The sequence below is a fragment of the Microbacterium sp. genome (assembly GCF_036277215.1).
Taxonomy (GTDB): domain Bacteria; phylum Actinomycetota; class Actinomycetes; order Actinomycetales; family Microbacteriaceae; genus Microbacterium.
Genome location: NZ_DASUNI010000280.1, coordinates 1 through 18,818 on the forward strand (window position 1 = coordinate 1; position 18,818 = coordinate 18,818).

Sequence of the window (18,818 nt, forward strand, 5' to 3'; positions counted from 1 at the left end):
TACGTCGGCGGTCGTGCCATCGTGGAGGAGTCCCAGCTCGTCAGCGCCGAGGAGCCGATTCTGGCGGAGCAGGTGGCCGCGGCATCCCGTGAGCTGGCCGAACGTCTGGGATGAGCGGCGAGACGGAGGGAGTGAGGTGGATCTGAACACCGTGACGTCGTACCGGTTCGCGACTTCGCGCGCCGACCTCGCGCTCGCGCCGGGCGAGAAGGTGCTGGGCGGCGGGACGTGGCTGTTCTCCGAGCCGCAGCCCGCCGTCACCGGACTCGTCGACCTGTCGACGATGCCGTGGCCGGATCTCGAAGTCGGCGAAGCCGGCTTGCGCATCGCCGCGACGTGCACGATCGCCCGCCTCGTGGCCTTCGCCGGAGGCACTGACGCCGCGGGTGACGGCCCTGCGCTGCCCGCGGACTGGGTGGCTGCATCAGTCTTCCCGGTGGCGGCTAACGCGCTCCTGGCCTCGTTCAAGGTCTGGAACACCGCGACCGTGGGCGGCAACGTCTGCCAGTCGTTCTCGGCCGCATCGATCGTCTCCCTCGCGGTGGCGTTGGACGGCGAGGCCGTGATCTGGACGCCCGACGGCGGCGAGCGCCGGCAGAGTGTCGCCTCGCTCATGACCGGCAACGGCAGCAACGCCCTCACGCAGGGCGAGGTGCTGCGCGCCGTCGACCTGCCCGCCCACGCGCTGCGCTCGCGCACGCTGCTGCGCAAGATCGCTCTGGCCGAGCTCGGGCGCTCCGCTGCCGTGGTCACGGCCCGCCAGGATGCCGGCGGCGCCTGCGTCTTCACCGTCACCGCCGCGACGCTGACACCGACGGTGCTGAGATTCGAGGGGCTGCCCGATTCCGAAGCGCTCGCGGCCGCGGTCGGGGCTGCGCCCGGCTACTACACGGATCCTCTCGGCACCGCCGACTGGCGGCGAGCGGTCAGCCTCGTGCTCGCGGAGGAGCTGAGGTCGGAACTGACCGCGGGGCCGGCGGCGTGAGGTTCCGGATCAACGGCGACGACGTCGACGCCTCCCCCCGGCCGGGGCAGTGCCTGCGCACGCTGCTGCGCGACACGGGGCACTTCGAGGTCAAGAAGGGCTGCGATGCAGGGGACTGCGGCGCGTGCTCGGTGCTGATCGACGGCGAGCCCGTGCACTCGTGCATCATCCCGGCTGCACGCATGTCGGGTCGGGACGTCACCACCGCCGCGGGCCTGGCGGCGGGCGACGCTCTGCATCCGGTGCAGGAGTCGCTCGTGGAGCACTTCGGATTCCAATGCGGGTTCTGCACGCCCGGTATGGCGGTGACGGCATCGGCCCTCGGCGAGGCCGATCTGGCCGACCTCGACCGGCGGATGAAGGGCAACCTGTGCCGGTGCACGGGCTACCGGGCCATCCGCGAGTCGATCGAGGGCGCCGTCCGCGGCACCGGCGCCGCCTATCGCACTCACGCCGTCGGGGGCGCAGCCATCGACGGAGTGCGTGCGTTGGCCGCGGCGGCCGAATCGGGCGCGGACGGGGTCGGCCGGAGCGTGCGGCCGCCGGCCGCGCGGCGGGTGGTGCAGGGCCTCGAGCCCTACACCTTCGACACCGCCGTTCCCGGCGCACTGGCGCTGCGCGTGCTGTCCAGCCCGCACGCGCACGCCCGGATCGTCGCGATCGACACGTCCGAGGCGGAGCGGCTCGACGGCGTCGTCGGCGTCTTCACATTCCGCGATGTGCCGGCGCTGCGCTACTCGACCGCGCGGCACGAGAATCCCCAGGACGACGCCGACGACACCCGGATGCTCGATGACGTGGTGCGTCACATCGGGCAGCGCGTCGCAGCCGTCGTGGCCGAGACTCCGGCTGCTGCCGAGGCCGCGTGCCGACTCATCCGCGTCGAGTACGAGATCCTGCCCGCGGTCTTCGACGCGGAGCTCGCGCGTCGTCCCGGCGCCCCGGTGATCCACCCCGATCGGACGCCGGGCGACCGGGTGGAGGACGCCGCCCGGAACGTCATCCTCTCCATCCACGGCGGATACGGCGACGTCGATGCGGCCCTCGCCGCCAGCCCGGCGACCGTGAGCGGCGAGTGGCGCACCTCCCGCGCGAGCCACGCGCAGCTCGAGACCCACGGGTCGATCGGCTGGCTGGACGAGGACGGCCGGCTCGTGATCCGCACCAGCAGCCAGGTCCCTTTCCTCACCCGCGACGCGCTGTGCCGCGTGTTCGACCTGCCGCGCGACCGCGTCCGCGTCTTCACCGCCCGCGTCGGCGGAGGTTTCGGCGGCAAGCAGGAGATGTACACCGAAGACCTCGTCGCCCTGGCGGTGCTGCGCACCGGCAGGCCGGTCGCCTACGAGATGAGCCGTACCGACGAGTTCCAGCGCACCGCCGTGCGGCATCCGATGCGTGTGAAGGTCGAACTCGGAGCCGACGATGCCGGTGTCCTCACGGCCATGAAGGTCGAGGTGCTCAGCGACGGGGGCGCGTACGGCAACCACTCGCGCGGCGTGCTGTTCCACGGCTGCGCGGAGTCGATCAGCCTCTACCGCGCGCCGGCCAAACGGGTCGACGCCGAAGCCGTGTACACCAACAACGTCCCCTCCGGAGCGTTCCGCGGCTACGGCCTGGGTCAGGTGATCCTCGGCGTGGAGTCGGCGATGGACATGCTCGCCGAGCGCCTGGGGATCGACCCCTTCGACCTGCGGCGCCTCAACGCGGTGCGCGAGGGCGACCCCGTGCGGACCCTGCATGAGGAGACCGAGCCCGACATCGTGTGGGGATCCTACGGGCTCGACCAGTGCCTCGACCTCGCGCAGACGGCGCTGGCGCGAGGCAACGGGGTCGCCGCGCCGGCAGGCCCGCACTGGCGCGTCGGCGAGGGCATGGCCGTCGCGATGATCGCGACGATGGCCCCGTTCGGTCACATCTCGGAGACGTCGGTGACCGCGACTGGGCGGGGCCGATATGTCGCGGCGGTGGGGACCACCGAGTTCGGCAACGGCACGACCACCGTGCACACGCAGATCCTCGCGACCGACCTCGCCACCACCGCCGAACGGATCGACCTGCGCAACTCCGACACCGACGGCGCCAGCTACGACACCGGCGCGTTCGCGTCGGCCGGCATCACGGTGGCCGGAAAGGCGCTGCACGCGGCATCCCTCGCCCTCCGCAGCCGCCTGCTCACCATCGCCGAGCAGCTCGCCGGGGCGCGGGGCGCCCTCGAGCGCGACGGTGTGCGAGTCGGCGCGCGACTGATCGGCTTCGCCGAGCTCGTGGATGCGGCGCCGCCCGAGTGGCGCAACGCCGAAGGCGTCACCGCCGACGGCAGCGAGTACGGCGACCACCGTTCCCTGGCGTTCAACGTGCACGCAGTGCGGGTCGCCGTCGATGTGCGCACCGGGACCGTGCGCGTGCTGCAGTCGGTCCAGGCCGCCGACGCGGGCTACGTGATGAACCCCGAGCAATGCCGCGGTCAGGTCGAGGGCGGTGCCGCGCAGGGCCTGGGCAGCGCGCTCTACGAAGAGGTGATGACGGATGCGGGCACCGTCGTGAACCCGGTGTTCCGCCAGTACCGCGTCCCTCAGTTCGCCGACGTCCCCGTCACCGAGGTCTTCTTCGCGGAGACGAGCGACGAACTCGGCCCATTCGGGGCGAAGTCGATGAGCGAGTCGCCGTACAATCCCGTCGCGCCGGCGATCGGCAACGCGATCGCCCGGGCCCTCGGCATCCGGCCGTTCGAGCAGCCGTTCTCCCGTGATCGCGTGTGGCGTCTCGTGCGGGACGCCGCCGAACCCTCCGAACATTCCGACCGTTCTCGCCCGAAGGAGAGCTGACTGCCCATGGACCTTGCGACCTCATTCCACGCCGCCCTGCCGGACTGGCTGATCGCCGACCTCGACGCTCTGCCGCGGGTCCTCCGCACGGACGAGGAGCGGATGCGGCTGGTCAACGAGCTCGCCGATCGCAACTGGCGTGCGGGCAACGGAGGTCCGTTCGCCGCGATCGTCGTCGACGACGCGACCGGAGAGCTCGTGTCGGTGGGCGTGAACGTCGTGCTCAGTTCGGGGCTCACCGCCACTCACGCCGAGGTGACGGCGCTGAGCCTCGCTCAGCGTGCGCTGGGCAGATGGGATCTCGGAGCCGACGGAGCCGATCTCGCCCTCGTCGTCAACTGGCGTCCCTGCGTTCAGTGCTACGGCGCAGCGATGTGGAGCGGGGTCCGCTCGCTGGTCGTGGCCGGTGAGGGTCCACTGCTGGAGAAGCTGACCGGATTCGACGAGGGACCCGTGGTCGACGACTGGGCCGAGCAGTTCGAGCGGCGCGGCATCCGGGTCGTCATCGGGGTCGGGTTCGACGAAGCCGTCGCGGTGTACCGCGCATATGGTGCGAGCGACGCCGTCGTCTACAACGCGCGGGGTGCGGTGGAGCTGACCTGACGGGCGGGTCGCCTAGACGCTCTTCTGCGGGTGCATGCCCATCCGGGCAAGCACGACGTCCTCGATGATCTGGATGACGTTGTAGAGCACGAGCGAGGCCGCGGTGACCGCCACCACCGATGCCCACAGCGCCGTGAACTGCGCTTGGGAGATGAAGCCGCCGAACGAGCCCCCGATGCCGCCGCCGACCGCGAGCCACTCGGCCAGGAGCGCTCCGGTGATGGCGCCCGGCACCGAGATGCGCACGGCCGCGAAGAACGCCGGAAGCGAGGAGGGCATCGCGACCTTGCGCAGCTTCGACCACGCCCCGCCGCCGTAGACGTCGACGAGGTCGTTCATCTGGGCCGAAGCGGACTTCAGCCCGAACGAGATGTTCACCAGCGCCGGGAAGAGCACCACGATGCCGCCGATGACCGCGACCGTCCACAGGTCGCGTCCGAAGATCATGATGATGACCGGAGCCATCGCGATCAACGGAACCGACCGCAGCAGCATCGCCACCGGCATGAGGGCGTGCTCCGCGCCCTTGCTCAGCTGGAACAGCCCGGCCCCGATGATCGCCGCCAGCAGCCCGGCGATGAACCCGATGACCGCATGGCCGAGCGTCACCGCGAGGTTGCCGAGCACGAGCGCCTGGTTGGCCGCGGCGGCGGGGACGGTGAAGAAGTAGTTCCACACGTCGACGGGACCCTTGGCGATCAGCGGTGAGATCTGGAAGATCCAGAGCACCCCGACCCACAGCAGCAGCACCGCGACGAGGGTGAGCAGGAAGGTCAGCAGGCTCCAGCCGAGCGCCCGCAGAACGCCGCGCGTCGCTGCGCGGCGCACATCGCGGCTCAGATCGGCTGCCGGAGCTGCGGTCTGCGGCAGCTCCTGGGTGACGGTGAGCGTGCTCATGCGGGCTTCCCCTTCGACCAGGGCGCGATCCCGCGGGCGATGAGACCGACCACCGCGAAGCCGAGCAGGGCCACGGCACCGCTGGCGAGCGCGAGCGCCCACACCAGCGGCGCATTGGAGTTCTGCTGGGCGAGGATCATCGCGATGCCGACGCCGACCTCGATCTTCCCGAAGAACTCCCCGAGCACCGCGCCGAGGAAAGCGGCCGGCACGGCGATCTGCAGCGCGTTCAGGATCGCCGGCAGCGCGGCGATCAGGCGCACCTTCACGAGTTGCGTGAACTTGCTGCCGCCGTACACGGTGATGAGGTCCAGGCTGGATCTGTCCGCTGACTTGAGCCCCAGCAGGGCGCCGACGACCGTCGTGAAGAAGACCGACAGCGCGGCGAGGAGCACCGCCGTGCCGCTGGGCTCGCCCACTCCCGGCGCAGGGATGACGACGATGGCGATCATGCCCACCGCGACGATCGGGATGCAGTAGGTGATGATCGCCAGCTGCATCGCCAGACCCTCGAGCCGCGGCACGACCAGGACGATCGCGGCGAGGATCAGTGCGATCCCGTTGCCCCAGAGGTAGCCGATGCCGGCCTCGACGAGGGTGACCGAGAAGTTGCGCCAGTAGTACTCCCAGCCGCTGGCGAGGTAGCTCTGCACGACGGCGAGCGGAGTGGGGATCGGGCGAGCGCCGGTCGGTGCGACGTACAGAGTCGCGATCATCCACCACAGGATGATGATCGCGGCGCCGCCGATCGCCCCGGTCAGCCAGGCGGGGAGCTTGATGCTCTCCCACTGGATGGCGCCGGAGGAGAGCGGCTGTTCCTTCGGGGGCTCCGCCCCAGAACCTCCACTCGCGGGCGCGCTCGCCTCAATGGTCATCGGCCGCGGCGCCCCCTGCACCGAAGAGCAGCTCGGACGCCTGATCCACGTACGCGTGGAACTCCGGCGTGCGCATCATCTCGGGGGTCCGGGGGCGGGGCAGGTCGATCTTCATGACCTCCTTGACCCGGCCGGGCCGGGGGCTCATCACGGCGACGTGATCGGAGAGGAAGATCGCCTCCGAGATCCCGTGCGTGACGAGGAGCGTCGTGGCGGGCTTTTCCGTCCAGATGCGCAGCAGCTCGAGATTCAGCTTCTGCCGCGTCATGTCATCGAGCGCGCCGAAAGGCTCGTCGAAGAGGAGCACGTCGGGCTTGAGGATGAGCGACCGGGCGATGGACACGCGCTGGCGCATGCCGCCGGACAGCTGCGCCGGCTTCGCCTTCTCGAAGCCCTTGAGCCCCACCAGCGAGATCATCTCGTTCACGTAGCCCTTGTCCACAGGGCGCCCGGCGATCTCGAACGGCAGCCGGATGTTCGTCAGCACGCTTCGCCAGGGCAGCAGCGCCGAGTCCTGGAAGGCGATGCCGAGCTTGTTCTCCTTGCGCAGCTCCTTCGGACTCTTGCCGTCGACGCGCGACGTTCCGCTGGTGGCGGGCTCGAGGCCGGCGAGGATGCGCAGGATCGTCGACTTGCCGCAGCCGGACGGCCCGAGCAGGGCCAGGAAGGAGCCCTGCTCGGTGTGCAGATGAGCGTCCTTGAGCGCGACGACGCTCTTGCGGCCCGAGGTGAAGACCTTGTTGAGGCCGGAGATCTGCAGGCCGGTGCCCAGGGTCTCGCCCTGGACACCGGCCTCGGCAGAGCCCGCCAGAAGAGGCGACTGCGTCATGATCGGATGCCGCGTCAGCCCGCGTACGCGACCAGCTCGGGGTTCTCCTCGTAAACCTCTTCCAGGAGCGAGAGGTCGAAGAGGTCGGAGGCCTCGAGCGTGATCCCCGCACCGGCGAGACTCTCGATGGTCGAGGCCTGCAGGTCTTCTGTGATCCAGAACAGACCGAATTCCTCGGTGTCGGGCGAGACGACGAGCTTCTCAGCCTGCTCGATGGCGCCGGCGATGGAGTTCTCCGGGTTCAGGTCGAGGTCTGCGCCGTACTCCTCGTAGGCCAGGCGGGCACCCTCTTCGGGATCGTTGACGGCGTCGGTCCAGCCCTTGATCTCGGCCACCAGGAACGCCTTGAGCTTCTCGCGGTCGTTCGTGATCGCGTCGTCGGTGACCGTGATGGTCTCGGCGACGAACGGCAGGCCGTTGTCGGCGAACGGGAGGTTGGTCGTCTCGACACCGGATGCCGCGACCGTGATCGCCTCGTTCGTGAGGTAGGCGATGAAGCCGTCGACCTCGCCGTTGATGAGCGGCGCCGGGTCGTACTGCACGGGGACGATCGTCAGCTCGGACTCGTCGATGTCGTTCGCCGCGAGCAGCGCCTTGAACAGCGCCGTGTTCGAGTCCTGGACGCCGATCTTCTTGCCGATCAGGTCCTCGGGTGTGGCGATGTCTCCGCCGTCAGCCAGCGAGAGCACTGTGAACGGGTTCTTCTGGTACGTCGTTCCGATGATCTTCAGCGGCGCACCTTCGGATGCGACGACCGTGCCGATCGAGACGGCGTCCGAGAGCGCGACGTCCGCGGCGCCGGAGATGAGCTCCGGTGCTCCGATCGACGGACCGGGGACCAGGGTCACCGAATCGAAGCCCGCATCGGCGTAGTAGCCCTTCGAGTCGGCGAAGAACTCGCCCGAGAACTCCTCGTTCTTGATCCACGAGAGCTGGACGGTGAGGTCGCCGAATCCGTCGGCGGCGGCATCGCCCGACGGAGCGGCAGCCGGCGAGGCGGACGCACAGGCGCTCAGAGCGAGTGCGGCGACCGCGACAACCGCGACGGTGGCGCCGACGCGGCCTCGCGCGCGCCTGGGAAAGGGAAGGTTCATGGGCTGTGTCTCCAGAGTTCCGGTGGTGCAGTCGGGTGGTGCATTCGGGTGGGGACGGCACGCCCACGGGACTCGGCAGTGCGCGACTGCTCTGAAGCTAAACGACGCAGATTTCACCAACACTGACGTTGGTGTTTCCGCGCCGTTACGCTTTCGCCGGTGACCCCGCCTGGCGGACGGTCGGCTCAGCGGCGCTCGCCGGCCAGCTGCAGCACGGACTCGGCGAGGGCACGGATGCCGACCGCTACGTCGGCGGCACTCACCGCCTCGTCGGGGTGATGGCTGATTCCGTCGGGGTTGCGCAGGAAGAGCATCCCGACATCCGTGATCGCCCCGAGCGCCATGCCGTCGTGACCTGCGCGACTGAAGATCGTGGCGGGGTCGTCCGCACCGGGCGGGAGCGTGGCGAGGATGCCCTCGCGCACGACATCCTGCAGCAGCGGTGCGCACATCACGGCGGCTGCGTTGTGCACCTCGCGGGCATGCCACCGCAGCCCGCGGGCACCCATGATCGCATCGAGCTCGGCGGAGATCTCGGTCCAGACGCGGTCTCTCGCGCCGTCGAACTCCCCGCGCAGGTCGAGGCTGAGGTGCGCCTCGCCGGGCACGATGTTCACCGCGCCCGGAAAGGCCTCGAGCTGTCCGACCGTGCCGATGATGTGATGCTCGTCGCGGCAGATGCGCTCCACCGCCAGGGCGGCCTCGCTCGCTCCGAGCAGGGCGTCGCGACGCATGTCGTACGGTGTGCCGCCGGCGTGACGTGCCTCGCCCTCCACGATCAGCTGGAACCGCCGGGCGCTGGCGATCGACGACACCACCGCGAGCGCCTCACCGCGCCGATCGAGCTCGGGGCCCTGCTCGATGTGCGCCTCGAGATAGCCGACCAGCTCATCGGGTCGTCTGCCCGCCTCGTCGATCCGCCCGGGGTCGAGGCCGAACTCGAGGAAGGCCTGCCGCAGGGTGGTTCCGTCGGCATCGGTCAGCGACCACCACTCGTCATGCCAGATGCCGGCCACCGCAGACGAACCCAGCAGGGCCTTGCCGAAGCGGGTTCCCTCCTCGTCCGAGAAGGCGACGACCTCGAGTGCGAACGGAAGCGGCGAGACGCTGCGCCCGGTGTCGCCGTCCGGCACGCGCAGCAGCCGCACGACCTCGAGCGCCATCAGAACCCCGACGATCCCGTCGAAGCGGCCGGCGTCGGGGACGGTGTCCAGGTGCGAGCCGAGCATGAGGGCGGGGTGGTCTCGATACGCGGCTTCGCCGCTGCTCGACCGCCGGGGGTCGGCTTCGCCGCGAGTCGACCGCCGGGGGTCGAGCCGGCCGAGCTGGTTGCCGGCGGCGTCCTGCCCGGTGGTCATCCCGACCTCGCGCATCCATTCGGCGGCGAGCCGGTTCACCCGCGCGTGCTCGGCGGAGAGGTACACCCGCTCGATCGAGCCCGGCGTCGAGGTCACGCGCGCGAGCTCGTCGCAGCGCGCCATCACGCGCCGCGCCGCCGCTTCGAAGACGTCGGGCGAGAGCTCGGGCAGCCGCGTGCGCATGCGCTCAGTCGCCACCCGGGCCGTACACGTCCATCGCCGCCTCGACCCCGCCGCCCGCGGAAACCGGCGCCCCGAACCGGCGCAGCACGGTCTCCAGCGATGCGAGCGTCTGCAGTACGGCGCCTTTGCGCGCGTTGTAGCCCATCGTGCCGATGCGCCAGACGCGCCCGTGCAGGGGACCGAACGACGTGCCGATCTCGATGCCGAAGTCCTGCAGCAGCGCCGCGCGCGCGGCATCCCCCGGCACTCCGTCGGGGATCTCCACCGCGACGACGTTCGACATCTTGTGGGCGACGTCGCCGAAGACGACGAGCCCGAGCCCTCCGACGCCCGCGAGCATCGCGGCGCCGTGCAGGCGGTGCCGTTCGATCGCCGCGTCGCGACCCTCGAGCAGCAGTACGCGGGCGCACTCGCGGGCCGCGTAGAGCATCGAGGTCGCCTCGGTGTGGTGGTTCAGCCGCCGAGGACCCCAGTAGTCCATGATCATGCCGAGGTCGAAGTAGTTGGAGCGGATGAAGTCCGGCGAGTCCTCGTCTCCTGCTTCGCGGATGCCGGCCTCGACTCTCTTGCGCGAGCGGATCACCTCGACGGCGCGCTCCGACAGTGTGATCGGCGCCGAGCCGGACGGACCCCCGAGGCACTTCTGCAGCCCGGCGGTGGCGGCATCCAGCCCCCATGCGTCCGCCTCGAACGCGTTGCCGCCGAGGGACGCCGTCGCATCGGTGTAGAACAGCACGCCGTGCTCGGCGCAGATCGCGCCCACCTCGTCGAGGGGCTGGAGCATCGTCGTCGAAGTGTCGCCCTGGACCAGGGCGAGCAGATGCGGCCGGACGCGCACGATCGCCTCTTCGAGCACCGTCGTCGGGAACACCTGCCCCCACGGCACCTCGATCGTGTGGACCTCGGCCATCGCGCGCTCGGCGATCTCGGCGAGCAGGTGCCCGAAGCGACCGAACACCGGGACGAGCACCCGGTCGCCGGGCCGGATCAGCGAGATCATCGCGGCCTCGATGCCCGCCCGCGACGTGCCGTCGATCAGCAGCGTCGCCTCGTTCGCGGTCGCCCAGACGCCGCGGTAGAGCTCCTGCGTCTCGGTCATCGTCGCCGTCATGAACGGGTCGTACTGGCCGACCAACTCGGCCGACATCGCGCGCAGCACGCTGGGGTATGCCGAGATCGGGCCGGGGCCCATCAGCAGGCGTGCCGGCGGGTCGATCGGGCCGGGGATCCGCGTCATGAAGCATCCTCACTGGTCGGCGTGTTCACGAATGTACGACCTCGCGCCGAGTGCATGGCTCGGATGCGTGGCGATCCCGTGCGCTCGGCGCCAGAGGACTGCTCACGATGCCGCCACGGCGTCCGCGAGGCGACGAGCGAGGCGCACCAGCGCGATGTCGGTGCCGGCGCGTGAGGTCAGGCAGACTCCCACCGGCCCTGGGCCGAGCCGCGACGGCACCGTGAGCAGCGGTGCCGACAGCGAGGGCAGGCCCGCGAGCGCGGCGGGCGTCGTCATCCGAAGCGTCGCGGTGCGGACGGTGTCGATGCGTTCGCCGACGGCGGTGCGCATCGGCGCCGGCCCCGGGACCGTGGGCATGAGCAGCACGTGCGTCCCGACCAGGGCACGGATGCCGTCGGCGAGGGGCTCCAGCGCGCGCCGCGCGGCCGCCTCCTCCTCGGAGGAGATCCCCGAGGCGATGCGGAACCGCTCCGCGACGGCCGGACCCAGAGCGTCCGGATGCGCGGTCACCCACTCCCCGTTGTTGCGCCACGCCTCCGCGCCCTGCACCGTGCGGAACGGAACGAAGTACTCGTCCAGGTCGCCGATGGACACGGAGTCGATGCTCGGGGCATCGGGCGACGCGCCGAGAAGCTCGAGGAGCCCGTCGAAGGCGACGCGGGTCTCGGGCTCGACCGCTGCGAGGACTTCCTCGGGCACGAGGAACCGCCACGGCAGGTCGGCATCGGACTCGCCGAGCACGTTCTCGGTCGACTCGGACCCGTCGTAGCTCAGGCACCAGTCGACGACTCGCTGCAGCGTGTCGGAGTCGCGTGCGAGCCACCCGATCGTGTCGAAGGACTGGGCAAGGGGCAGCAGACCCTGCCGCGGGACCAGCCCGTGCGTGGTGCGCAGGCCCCACAGCCCCTGATACGACGCGGGCACGCGGATCGAGCCGGCGGTGTCGGTCGCCAGGCCGATCTCGGCCTGACCGGTCGCCACAGCGGATGCCGGACCGCTCGACGACCCGCCCGGAAGAGCACCGGGCAGCGCGCCGTTGGGCGGTGTGCCGTAGTGGGCGTTGTCTCCGGCGATGCTGTACGCGAACTCGTCGGTGCGGGCGATGCCGCGCAGCGAGGCGCCTCCTCGCAGGAGATCGGTGACCGCCGCCGTCGTCGTGGTCTCAGGCCGCGCGTCGTCGAGGTAGGCGGGGTTGCCGGCGCCGACCCGATACCCCTTGATGGCGAACAGGTCCTTCACCGCGACGGTCAGCCCGCGCAGCGGACCCTCCCATGCGCCCTGCCACAGCGGGTCGCCGACGGTGCGCCACACGGACCGGTCGAGCGCCTGCGCGCGCGGGGTGACGTGGGCGGCCGTGATGAGCCAGCGGCCGTCGATGCGCTCCCAGATCTGCGTCTGCAGCCCGGTGCCTCCGCCGGTGAAGCGCGAGACCGAGACGAGCAGTGCGACGTCCGCCGCGAGTGCCCGGTGCTCGATGCGCTCGATCCTCCGCGGCGGAACCCCTCCGCGCACACCCCGGAAGGCGCTGATCGCGTCATGACCGACCAGGAGTCCTGCGGCATCCCCCCGCATGGTGTGGTCGCCGGGGGCGAAGAAGGCGTCGAGGGCGTCGAGGTCGTTGGACATGATCGCCCGCTCGTAGGCGGTGAACGCCTCGAGCAGGTCGGTGGGAACGGTGTCGGCCCCGGGGATGGCGGGCTCAGTCACCGGCCGCCGTGCCTTCCGCGGCGTCGCGCCCCCGGTCCACCGCCGCGAAGTCGGACTCGCGGATGCGCGCGTGCACTCCGCACACGATGTCGACCACCTGCGAGATGTCGAAGTCCGTCGCAGCGCTGAGGTAGGCGTAGGCGAGGTGCTCCTGCACGCCCCATCGCGCCTCGATGAGGGTCAGCGCCGAGCGCACGCATGCCCGCATCGCCTCGTTCAGGTCGGCGTCCAGGCCCGTCGGCACCAGGTATTCGGCCGTGCGCACGAGCGGTCCGGTGACCTCGCCGAACTCGGCGAGCGCCGCATCGCGCGGGATCACGTCGAAGCGCAGGGTCGCGCGGAGGGATGCCTCGAGTGCGGTCAGCGCGACCTCGCCGTCGCCCTGCGCGAAGTGCGGATCCCCGACATAGGCGAGCGCGCCGGCGACCTGCACCGGCAGGTAGAGAACGGTGCCCTCGACGAGCAGGTTGATGTCGATGTTGCCGCCGTGCGCTCCCGGTGGAACCGAGTGCGGGCGCTCGTCGCCGGCGACGGCCACCCCCATCGTGCCGAGGAACGGAGCCAGGGGGAAGGCGACCACGCGCTCGCCGTCGTCGACGACGGGAAGCAGGCCGACCAGTCGACCGTCGCGCTCCTCGACCGGCGTGAAGACGCTGACCGAGAAGTCGCCGCGGGGCAGCTCGCCCACGAGCGCCCCCTTGCCGTGGCGATTGGAGATGACGCCGTAGGGTACGCGCGGCACGAGGTGCTCGACCGTGATGCGCAGCAGGTCGCCGGGTTCGGCCCCTGCCACGTGGATCGGCCCGGTCACCACGTGCGGCCCGTCCACGGCCGGGTCGCGCGACAGCGCCGCGGCGATCGCGACCGCGTCCTCCAGCACCGCCTCGGCCGCGACGCCCTCGCCGGTGAAGTACGCCAGCGGGTCCTTGCCGTGGTCCTCGAGGATTCCCTCATGGCTGACCGTGTCGATCGTGACGCTCTCACCGGACGCGATGCGCAGGACCGCGGGATCCGTCTCGCAGAAGAGCCGCCCCCAGTGCACCGTCTCGGGCGTCGAACGCAGGTAGTGGTCGCCGGGAAGCGGGCCCACGCCCGGTTGCAGGATCGCCATGTCGGTCGGCACCCTTCCATCCAAGTGCATCCGCGTTTCCGGCGTGCGACCTCGGGTCGTCATGCCGCGGCCGACAGCATCCGGCCGCGCGGCTTGCCACGGAACCGCGGAGCCTCGCCCGCGCCGCCCTCGGTCACGTTGTACATCGCCTTGCCGTGCAGCCACGTGCGGCGGACGCGCCCGGAGAGGACGCGGTGGTCGTAGGCGGTGATCGGGTTCTTGTGAAGCAGCCGGTGCGCGTCGATCACAAGCGGGTCGTCGAGTCCGAACACGGTGAGGTGGGCGGGTGCGCCGGGCTCGAGCACGCCCGCGCCGGCCGCCAGACCCGCCACTGCAGCGGGCCCGGTCGTGAACAGAGGAAGAAGGGTCTCCAGCGGGATGCCGCGGCCCCGCGCCTCGGTCCAGACCGCGGACAGCCCCACCTGGAGGCCGGCGATCCCGCCCCACGCCAGTCCGAAGTCGCCACCGCCGGAGCGCTTGAGGTCGACCGTGCTCGGCGAGTGGTCGCTCACGATGGCGTCGATCGTGCCGTCGACGACGCCCGCCCACAGCAGGTCTCGGTTGGAGGCCTCGCGGATCGGCGGGCAGCACTTGAACTCGCTCGCCCCGTCGGGGATCTCCTCGGCCGCGATCGTCAGGTAGTGCGGGCACGTCTCGACGGTCAGGGCAACGCCCTCCGCCTTCGCGCCGCGGATCGCCGGCAGCGAGTGCGCGTCGCTCAGGTGCAGGATGTGCGCGCGTGCGCCGGTGCGGCGTGCGGCGTCGATCACGGCGTCGATGGCGGACGCCTCGCTGGCAGCCGGTCGCGACGCGAGGAACGCGTCGTAGCCGCGACCCAGCGCCCCTCCGTCGCCGAGCAGCGCCGGATCCTCGGCGTGCACGATGATGCGCGACCCGAGCCCCGCGATCTCCTCCATCGCGGCGCTCAGCTGCGCGCGGTCCAGATGCGGGAATTCGTCGACGCCCGACGGCGACAGGAAGCACTTGAACCCGAACACCCCGGCCTCGTGCAGCGGCGCGAGCGCACCCAGGTTCTCGGGCACCGCGCCGCCCCAGAAGCCGACGTCCACGTACGCCGAGGGTGCCGCCGCGGCCCTCTTGATCGAGAGCGCCTCCGCCGTCGTCGTGGGCGGCAACGAGTTCAGGGGCATGTCGACCAGAGTCGTGACGCCGCCCGCCGCGGCGGCGAGGGTCGCCGACCGGAAGCCCTCCCACTCGGTGCGACCGGGCTCGTTGACATGGACATGCGAGTCGACGAGCCCCGGCAGCAGGACCGCGTCGTCGGGCACCAGCACCGCCCGCGCAGCAGGCACGCGGTCGCGAGGACCGAGGAGGTCGGCGATGCGCTTGTCCTCGATGACGACGGCGGCCGGCCGGAAGGCCCCGTCGACGTAGGTCCTCCCGGCGCGGATGACGAAGCGCTCGGCCACTCAGGCCCCGGTCCCCGCGGCGACCGGGTCGGCCTCCGCAGCGGCGGCAGCGGCAGCCGGGCGGGGGTTCCACATCACCGCGACGTACAGGACTGCTCCGATCAGTGCGCCGATGACCCACGCGAAGCCGCTCAGACCGCTGAGCATCGGCACCCACACCGCAGCGATGGAGAACACCGCGGCGATGCCGATCGCAAGAAGTGCGCGCACGTTCCAGCCCTTCTGGTAGAAGTAGCGGCCGGACTCCTCCATGGTGAACAGGTCGGCGACCTTGATGGATCGCCGCTGCACGATGTAGTAGTCGGCCACGAGAACACCGTAGAGCGGTGCGAGGATGGCGCCCAGGGTGTCGACGAACATCGGCAGCCCGATCTGACTGATGGTCGCCACCCACAGTCCTCCGACGATGAAGCCGAGTGCTGCAGTCAGATATCCGCCGGTCTGGAAGCTGATCCGCTGCGGTGCCAGGTTGGACAGGTCGTACGCGGGCGGGATGAAGTTCGCCACCAGGTTGATGCCGATGGTGGCGATGACGAACGTGATGGCGGCAATGATCGTGAGGAACACGTTGCCGACCAGCCCGACGATCTCGGCGGGGTTGGTCAGAGGGTCGCCTGCACCGCCCTGCAGCACGATGTACGCCCCGGCCGTTGTGAACAGGCTGAGGAACGTGAAGAACGCCAGGCTCACCGGAAGCCCCAGGAAGTTGCCGCGGCGCATCGCCTTCTCGCTGCGCGAGAACCGCGCGAAGTCGCCGAAGTTGATGATGACGGCTGAGAAGTACGCGATCATCGTGCCGATGACGCCGAAGAACGCCCCGACCGCCGCCCATCCCTCGACCGATCCGTTGTTGAAGATCGAGCCGACCGCGGGAAGCAGCCGGTCGCCCGCCTGCACCCAGATCGCGACGAGCAGGCCCACCATCACCACGTACACCGCCGGCCCGGCGAAGTTGAGGAACTTCTCGATCCAGGCGATGCCCTTGAGGAACAGCACCACCTGCAGGGCGGCGACGAACACGTACGACACCCAGTCGATGACGTCCATCCCGAGGAAGCTCGGAAGGTCAGGGTCGAGGAAGATCGCGTCCAGCGCCAACGCGACCGCGGTCGAGGCGAAGTACGTCTGAGCCCCGTACCAGAAGATCGCGACGATGCCACGGATCAGGGCGGGAAACTGAGCACCGCGCACCCCCATGCTCGATCTGGCCATCACGGCGTAGGGGATGCCGTACTTGACGCTGGGTTTGCCGGTGAGGTTGACGAGGAAGTTGACGAACACGCCCGCCAGGACGATGGCGGCGAAGACCCACCAGCCGTTGATGCCGGCGGTGATGAACAGACTCGCCGCGAGGGTGTATCCGGCCAGACTCTGAATGTCATTGGTCCACACGTTGAAGAACTCGAACGCGCCCCAGCGACGCTTCTCCTCGGCGAGCGGCGCGAGGTCCTCGTTGTACAGGCTCGGGTGCGGGGCGGCGCCGGCGTGGGTGTCGAAATCGCCGGCGGGCAGTGTTGCGGTCACGGTGGACCTCCAGTGTGGGGGTGGAACTGGCGGGCAGACGGCAACGACGGCGTCGTGGCTCAAGCTATGCCCGGGTTCGGCCCGGTCCGTTTCGCCGATGTAACGCGTGCGTGAAGGTTGGTCCGCGGCTCCGATCGGCAGTGCAGGCGCGGGCGTCAATCCGGCCGCGACCTGTAACGGGCGCGAAACCAGCGGCGGGTACCGTGGCGCCATGCGCCTGGACCGCTTCAATGATCTGGATGCCGCGGGTGCGGCATCCGTGGTCGCGATCTGGGCGGCCATACCGCACTGGGTGGACGAGGTTGTCGCCGGGCGGCCGTACGACTCGGTCGACGCTCTCGCGGATCACGCCCGCGAACTCGCCCGCGGATGGACCCGCGCCGATCTCGACGCAGCCCTCGCACATCACCCGCGGATCGGCCAGCGCCCCGCCGGGTCCGGCGCCGAGGCGGACGCGTCCCGGCGGGAGCAGTCGTCGATGACGGATGCCGCGGCCGACGTGTCCGCCGCGATCACCGCCGGCAACGCGGCCTACGAAGAGCGCTTCGGCCGCGTCTTCCTCATCCGCGCGGCGGGCCGCTCGCCGCAGCAGATGCTGGCGGAACTGCACCGACGCCTCGGCAACGACGACGAGACCGAGGCCTCCGAAGCGCTCGGCCAGCTCACCGAGATCGCCGTCCTGCGGCTGCGGGGTTCCGTGGCCGACTCCTCGAGCGAGAGGATCGCCCCATGAGCCACCTCACCACTCACGTTCTGGACGCCACGACCGGGAGTCCCGCCGTCGGGGTCGCCGTCGAACTCGCCGACGAGGGCGGACTTCCCGTCGACGCAGGCGTCACCGACGCCGACGGGCGCGCGGCACTCGGGCCCGAGTCGCTGCCCGCCGGCGAGTACACGATCGCCTTCCGCACCGGTGCGTACTTCGCCGAACTCGGCGTGGACACGTTCTACCCCTTCGTCACCGTGACGTTCACCGTGGAGGTCGCGGACGACGGCACGAGCAGGCACTATCACGTGCCCCTGCTGCTCAGCCCGTTCGCCTATTCGACCTACAGAGGGAGTTAGACCATGAGCGATGTGTCCGTCAGCCTGGGCGCGAACAAGTACGGCAAGGCGGAGAACCGCGTCGTGCGAATCTACCGCGACACCCCGCGCCACGAGATCGTAGACCTCAGCGTCACATCTCAGCTGAGGGGCGCCGCGCTGGTCGAGTCGTACCTCACCGGCGACAACGCCCTGGTGGTGGCGACCGACACGCAGAAGAACACCGCGTTCGCGTTCGCGAAGAAGCACGGCATCCCCTCGCCCGAGGAGTATCTGCTCAAGCTCGCGGAGCACTTCGTGAGCGGGTTCGACTGGATCGAGGGCGGCCTCTGGCAGGCCGAGCAGTACGAGTGGGACCGCATCCTCGTGGACGGCAAGCCGCACGATCACTCGTTCGTGCGCACCGGTCAGGGCACGCGCCTGGCCACCGTGCAGGTGGTGGACGGCCAGACGCACGTCACCGGCGGCGTGAAGGACCTGACGGTGCTGAAGTCCACCGGCAGCGAATTCGCCGGATTCCCTCGCGACGAGTACACGACCCTGGTCGAAACGCACGACCGCATCATGGCGACCTCCGTCACCGGCCGCTGGCGATTCCTGCCCGACGCCGTCGAGGCCGGCATCGACTACAACGGCCTGTACGCGGAGGTGTCGTCGGTGCTGCTGTCGACCTTCGCGACGGTCCACTCCCTGGCCCTGCAGCAGACCCTCTTCGCGATGGGGAAGGCCGCGATCGAGGCTCGCCCCGAGATCGCCGAGGTGCGCTTCGCGATGCCGAACAAGCACCACTTCGCCTACGACCTCGCTCCGTTCGGACTGGACAACCCCAACGAGGTGTTCTACGCCGCCGACCGCCCGTACGGGCTGATCGAGGGGACGATCACCCGCGACGGCGCCGCCCCTGCGCCGGGCGCGTGGCTCGACATCCCGGCGTTCGTCTAGCCTCGCCCCGCCGCGCTCGCGCGCTCCCCCGCCCCCGATTCCCGCGAGACTGCACCTGGACGTCGAGACAGCGGGCGCACCCCGCAGTCTCGACGTGCGGGTGCAGTCTCGCGGTCCAGGCGTTGAGTGCGGCCCGCGTTTCGACGCCGGCGGGGCCCCGGGCGTATCCGGTCG

At 70.5% G+C, this 18,818-nt stretch carries 16 protein-coding genes and 1 pseudogene; 6 read left to right on the top strand and 11 right to left on the bottom strand.

Annotated elements, in window-relative coordinates:
• Window positions 1-136: 136 nt before the first annotated feature.
• From VFX99_RS13735 to VFX99_RS13745, 3 genes are read left to right on the top strand one after another with little or no spacing between them, the layout of a single operon-like run.
• Window positions 137-985: an FAD binding domain-containing protein gene (locus VFX99_RS13735; RefSeq protein ID WP_329666856.1), complete on the top strand. Its 849-nt coding sequence runs from the start codon at window positions 137-139 to the stop codon at window positions 983-985.
• A complete protein-coding gene (locus tag VFX99_RS13740) occupies window positions 982-3,810 on the top strand; it encodes a molybdopterin-dependent oxidoreductase (protein ID WP_329666857.1) in 2,829 nt (942 codons plus the stop codon). Before VFX99_RS13735 ends, VFX99_RS13740 begins: the two co-directional genes overlap by 4 nt.
• A 6-nt stretch (window positions 3,811-3,816) precedes the next feature.
• Window positions 3,817-4,413, top strand: coding sequence for a nucleoside deaminase (locus tag VFX99_RS13745; RefSeq protein ID WP_329666858.1), 597 nt, complete (start codon window positions 3,817-3,819; stop codon window positions 4,411-4,413).
• Window positions 4,414-4,425: 12 nt separating this feature from the next.
• On the opposite strand, the gene VFX99_RS13750 is transcribed toward VFX99_RS13745, so the two are convergent.
• From VFX99_RS13750 to VFX99_RS13795, 11 genes and pseudogenes are all read right to left on the bottom strand, one after another.
• The gene (locus tag VFX99_RS13750; RefSeq protein WP_329666859.1) at window positions 4,426-5,310 is read right to left on the bottom strand and encodes an ABC transporter permease; all 885 of its coding nucleotides are present in this window, start codon (window positions 5,308-5,310) and stop codon (window positions 4,426-4,428) included.
• On the bottom strand, window positions 5,307-6,185 hold the full coding sequence (locus tag VFX99_RS13755; protein WP_329666860.1) for an ABC transporter permease: 879 nt from the start codon (window positions 6,183-6,185) through the stop codon (window positions 5,307-5,309). Before VFX99_RS13755 ends, VFX99_RS13750 begins: the two co-directional genes overlap by 4 nt.
• Window positions 6,175-7,014, bottom strand: a complete 840-nt coding sequence (locus VFX99_RS13760) for an ABC transporter ATP-binding protein (protein ID WP_329666861.1) — start codon at window positions 7,012-7,014, stop codon at window positions 6,175-6,177. The genes VFX99_RS13755 and VFX99_RS13760 overlap by 11 nt, the downstream gene beginning before the upstream one ends.
• Window positions 7,015-7,028: 14 nt before the next feature.
• The gene (locus VFX99_RS13765; protein WP_329666862.1) at window positions 7,029-8,108 is read right to left on the bottom strand and encodes an ABC transporter substrate-binding protein; all 1,080 of its coding nucleotides are present in this window, start codon (window positions 8,106-8,108) and stop codon (window positions 7,029-7,031) included.
• Between the two features lie 185 nt (window positions 8,109-8,293).
• Complete coding sequence (locus VFX99_RS13770) at window positions 8,294-9,649, bottom strand: Zn-dependent hydrolase (protein WP_329666863.1); 1,356 nt, start codon at window positions 9,647-9,649, stop codon at window positions 8,294-8,296.
• Window positions 9,650-9,653: 4 nt separating this feature from the next.
• Window positions 9,654-10,886 (bottom strand): alanine--glyoxylate aminotransferase family protein, encoded by a 1,233-nt coding sequence (locus tag VFX99_RS13775; protein WP_329666864.1) that lies wholly within the window; start codon window positions 10,884-10,886, stop codon window positions 9,654-9,656.
• A gap of 102 nt (window positions 10,887-10,988) precedes the next feature.
• Complete coding sequence (locus VFX99_RS13780) at window positions 10,989-12,197, bottom strand: amidase family protein (RefSeq protein WP_414684392.1); 1,209 nt, start codon at window positions 12,195-12,197, stop codon at window positions 10,989-10,991.
• Window positions 12,198-12,236: 39 nt separating this feature from the next.
• Window positions 12,237-12,593: pseudogene (locus VFX99_RS17325) on the bottom strand (AtzH-like domain-containing protein); the annotation flags it as partial.
• A complete protein-coding gene (locus tag VFX99_RS13785) occupies window positions 12,586-13,734 on the bottom strand; it encodes an acetamidase/formamidase family protein (protein WP_414684391.1) in 1,149 nt (382 codons plus the stop codon). The pseudogene VFX99_RS17325 and the gene VFX99_RS13785, both read right to left, overlap by 8 nt.
• A gap of 29 nt (window positions 13,735-13,763) precedes the next feature.
• Window positions 13,764-15,134, bottom strand: a complete 1,371-nt coding sequence (gene allB, locus VFX99_RS13790; protein ID WP_329666867.1) for an allantoinase AllB — start codon at window positions 15,132-15,134, stop codon at window positions 13,764-13,766.
• Window positions 15,135-16,658, bottom strand: coding sequence for an NCS1 family nucleobase:cation symporter-1 (locus tag VFX99_RS13795; protein ID WP_329666868.1), 1,524 nt, complete (start codon window positions 16,656-16,658; stop codon window positions 15,135-15,137).
• A 211-nt stretch (window positions 16,659-16,869) separates the two neighbouring features.
• On the opposite strand from VFX99_RS13795, the gene uraD reads away from it, so the two are divergent.
• From uraD to pucL, 3 genes are read left to right on the top strand one after another with little or no spacing between them, the layout of a single operon-like run.
• On the top strand, window positions 16,870-17,391 hold the full coding sequence (gene uraD / locus VFX99_RS13800; protein WP_329666869.1) for a 2-oxo-4-hydroxy-4-carboxy-5-ureidoimidazoline decarboxylase: 522 nt from the start codon (window positions 16,870-16,872) through the stop codon (window positions 17,389-17,391).
• Complete coding sequence (uraH, locus tag VFX99_RS13805; protein ID WP_329666870.1) at window positions 17,388-17,723, top strand: hydroxyisourate hydrolase; 336 nt, start codon at window positions 17,388-17,390, stop codon at window positions 17,721-17,723. Before uraD ends, uraH begins: the two co-directional genes overlap by 4 nt.
• A 3-nt stretch (window positions 17,724-17,726) precedes the next feature.
• Window positions 17,727-18,644, top strand: coding sequence for a factor-independent urate hydroxylase (gene pucL / locus VFX99_RS13810; RefSeq protein ID WP_329666871.1), 918 nt, complete (start codon window positions 17,727-17,729; stop codon window positions 18,642-18,644).
• Window positions 18,645-18,818 lie beyond the last annotated feature (174 nt).

Bases quoted from the DNA above. Each gene is read 5' to 3' on its own strand.
- uraH (WP_329666870.1), top strand. From the start codon at position 17,388: ATGAGCCACCTCACCACTCACGTTCTGGACGCCACGACCGGGAGTCCC.
- VFX99_RS13755 (WP_329666860.1), bottom strand. From the start codon at position 6,185: ATGACCATTGAGGCGAGCGCGCCCGCGAGTGGAGGTTCTGGGGCGGAG.
- VFX99_RS13770 (WP_329666863.1), bottom strand. From the start codon at position 9,649: ATGCGCACGCGGCTGCCCGAGCTCTCGCCCGACGTCTTCGAAGCGGCG.
- VFX99_RS13760 (WP_329666861.1), bottom strand. From the start codon at position 7,014: ATGACGCAGTCGCCTCTTCTGGCGGGCTCTGCCGAGGCCGGTGTCCAG.
- VFX99_RS13775 (WP_329666864.1), bottom strand. From the start codon at position 10,886: ATGACGCGGATCCCCGGCCCGATCGACCCGCCGGCACGCCTGCTGATG.
- pucL (WP_329666871.1), top strand. From the start codon at position 17,727: ATGAGCGATGTGTCCGTCAGCCTGGGCGCGAACAAGTACGGCAAGGCG.
- uraD (WP_329666869.1), top strand. From the start codon at position 16,870: ATGCGCCTGGACCGCTTCAATGATCTGGATGCCGCGGGTGCGGCATCC.
- VFX99_RS13745 (WP_329666858.1), top strand. From the start codon at position 3,817: ATGGACCTTGCGACCTCATTCCACGCCGCCCTGCCGGACTGGCTGATC.
- VFX99_RS13750 (WP_329666859.1), bottom strand. From the start codon at position 5,310: ATGAGCACGCTCACCGTCACCCAGGAGCTGCCGCAGACCGCAGCTCCG.
- VFX99_RS13765 (WP_329666862.1), bottom strand. From the start codon at position 8,108: ATGAACCTTCCCTTTCCCAGGCGCGCGCGAGGCCGCGTCGGCGCCACC.
- VFX99_RS13785 (WP_414684391.1), bottom strand. From the start codon at position 13,734: ATGCACTTGGATGGAAGGGTGCCGACCGACATGGCGATCCTGCAACCG.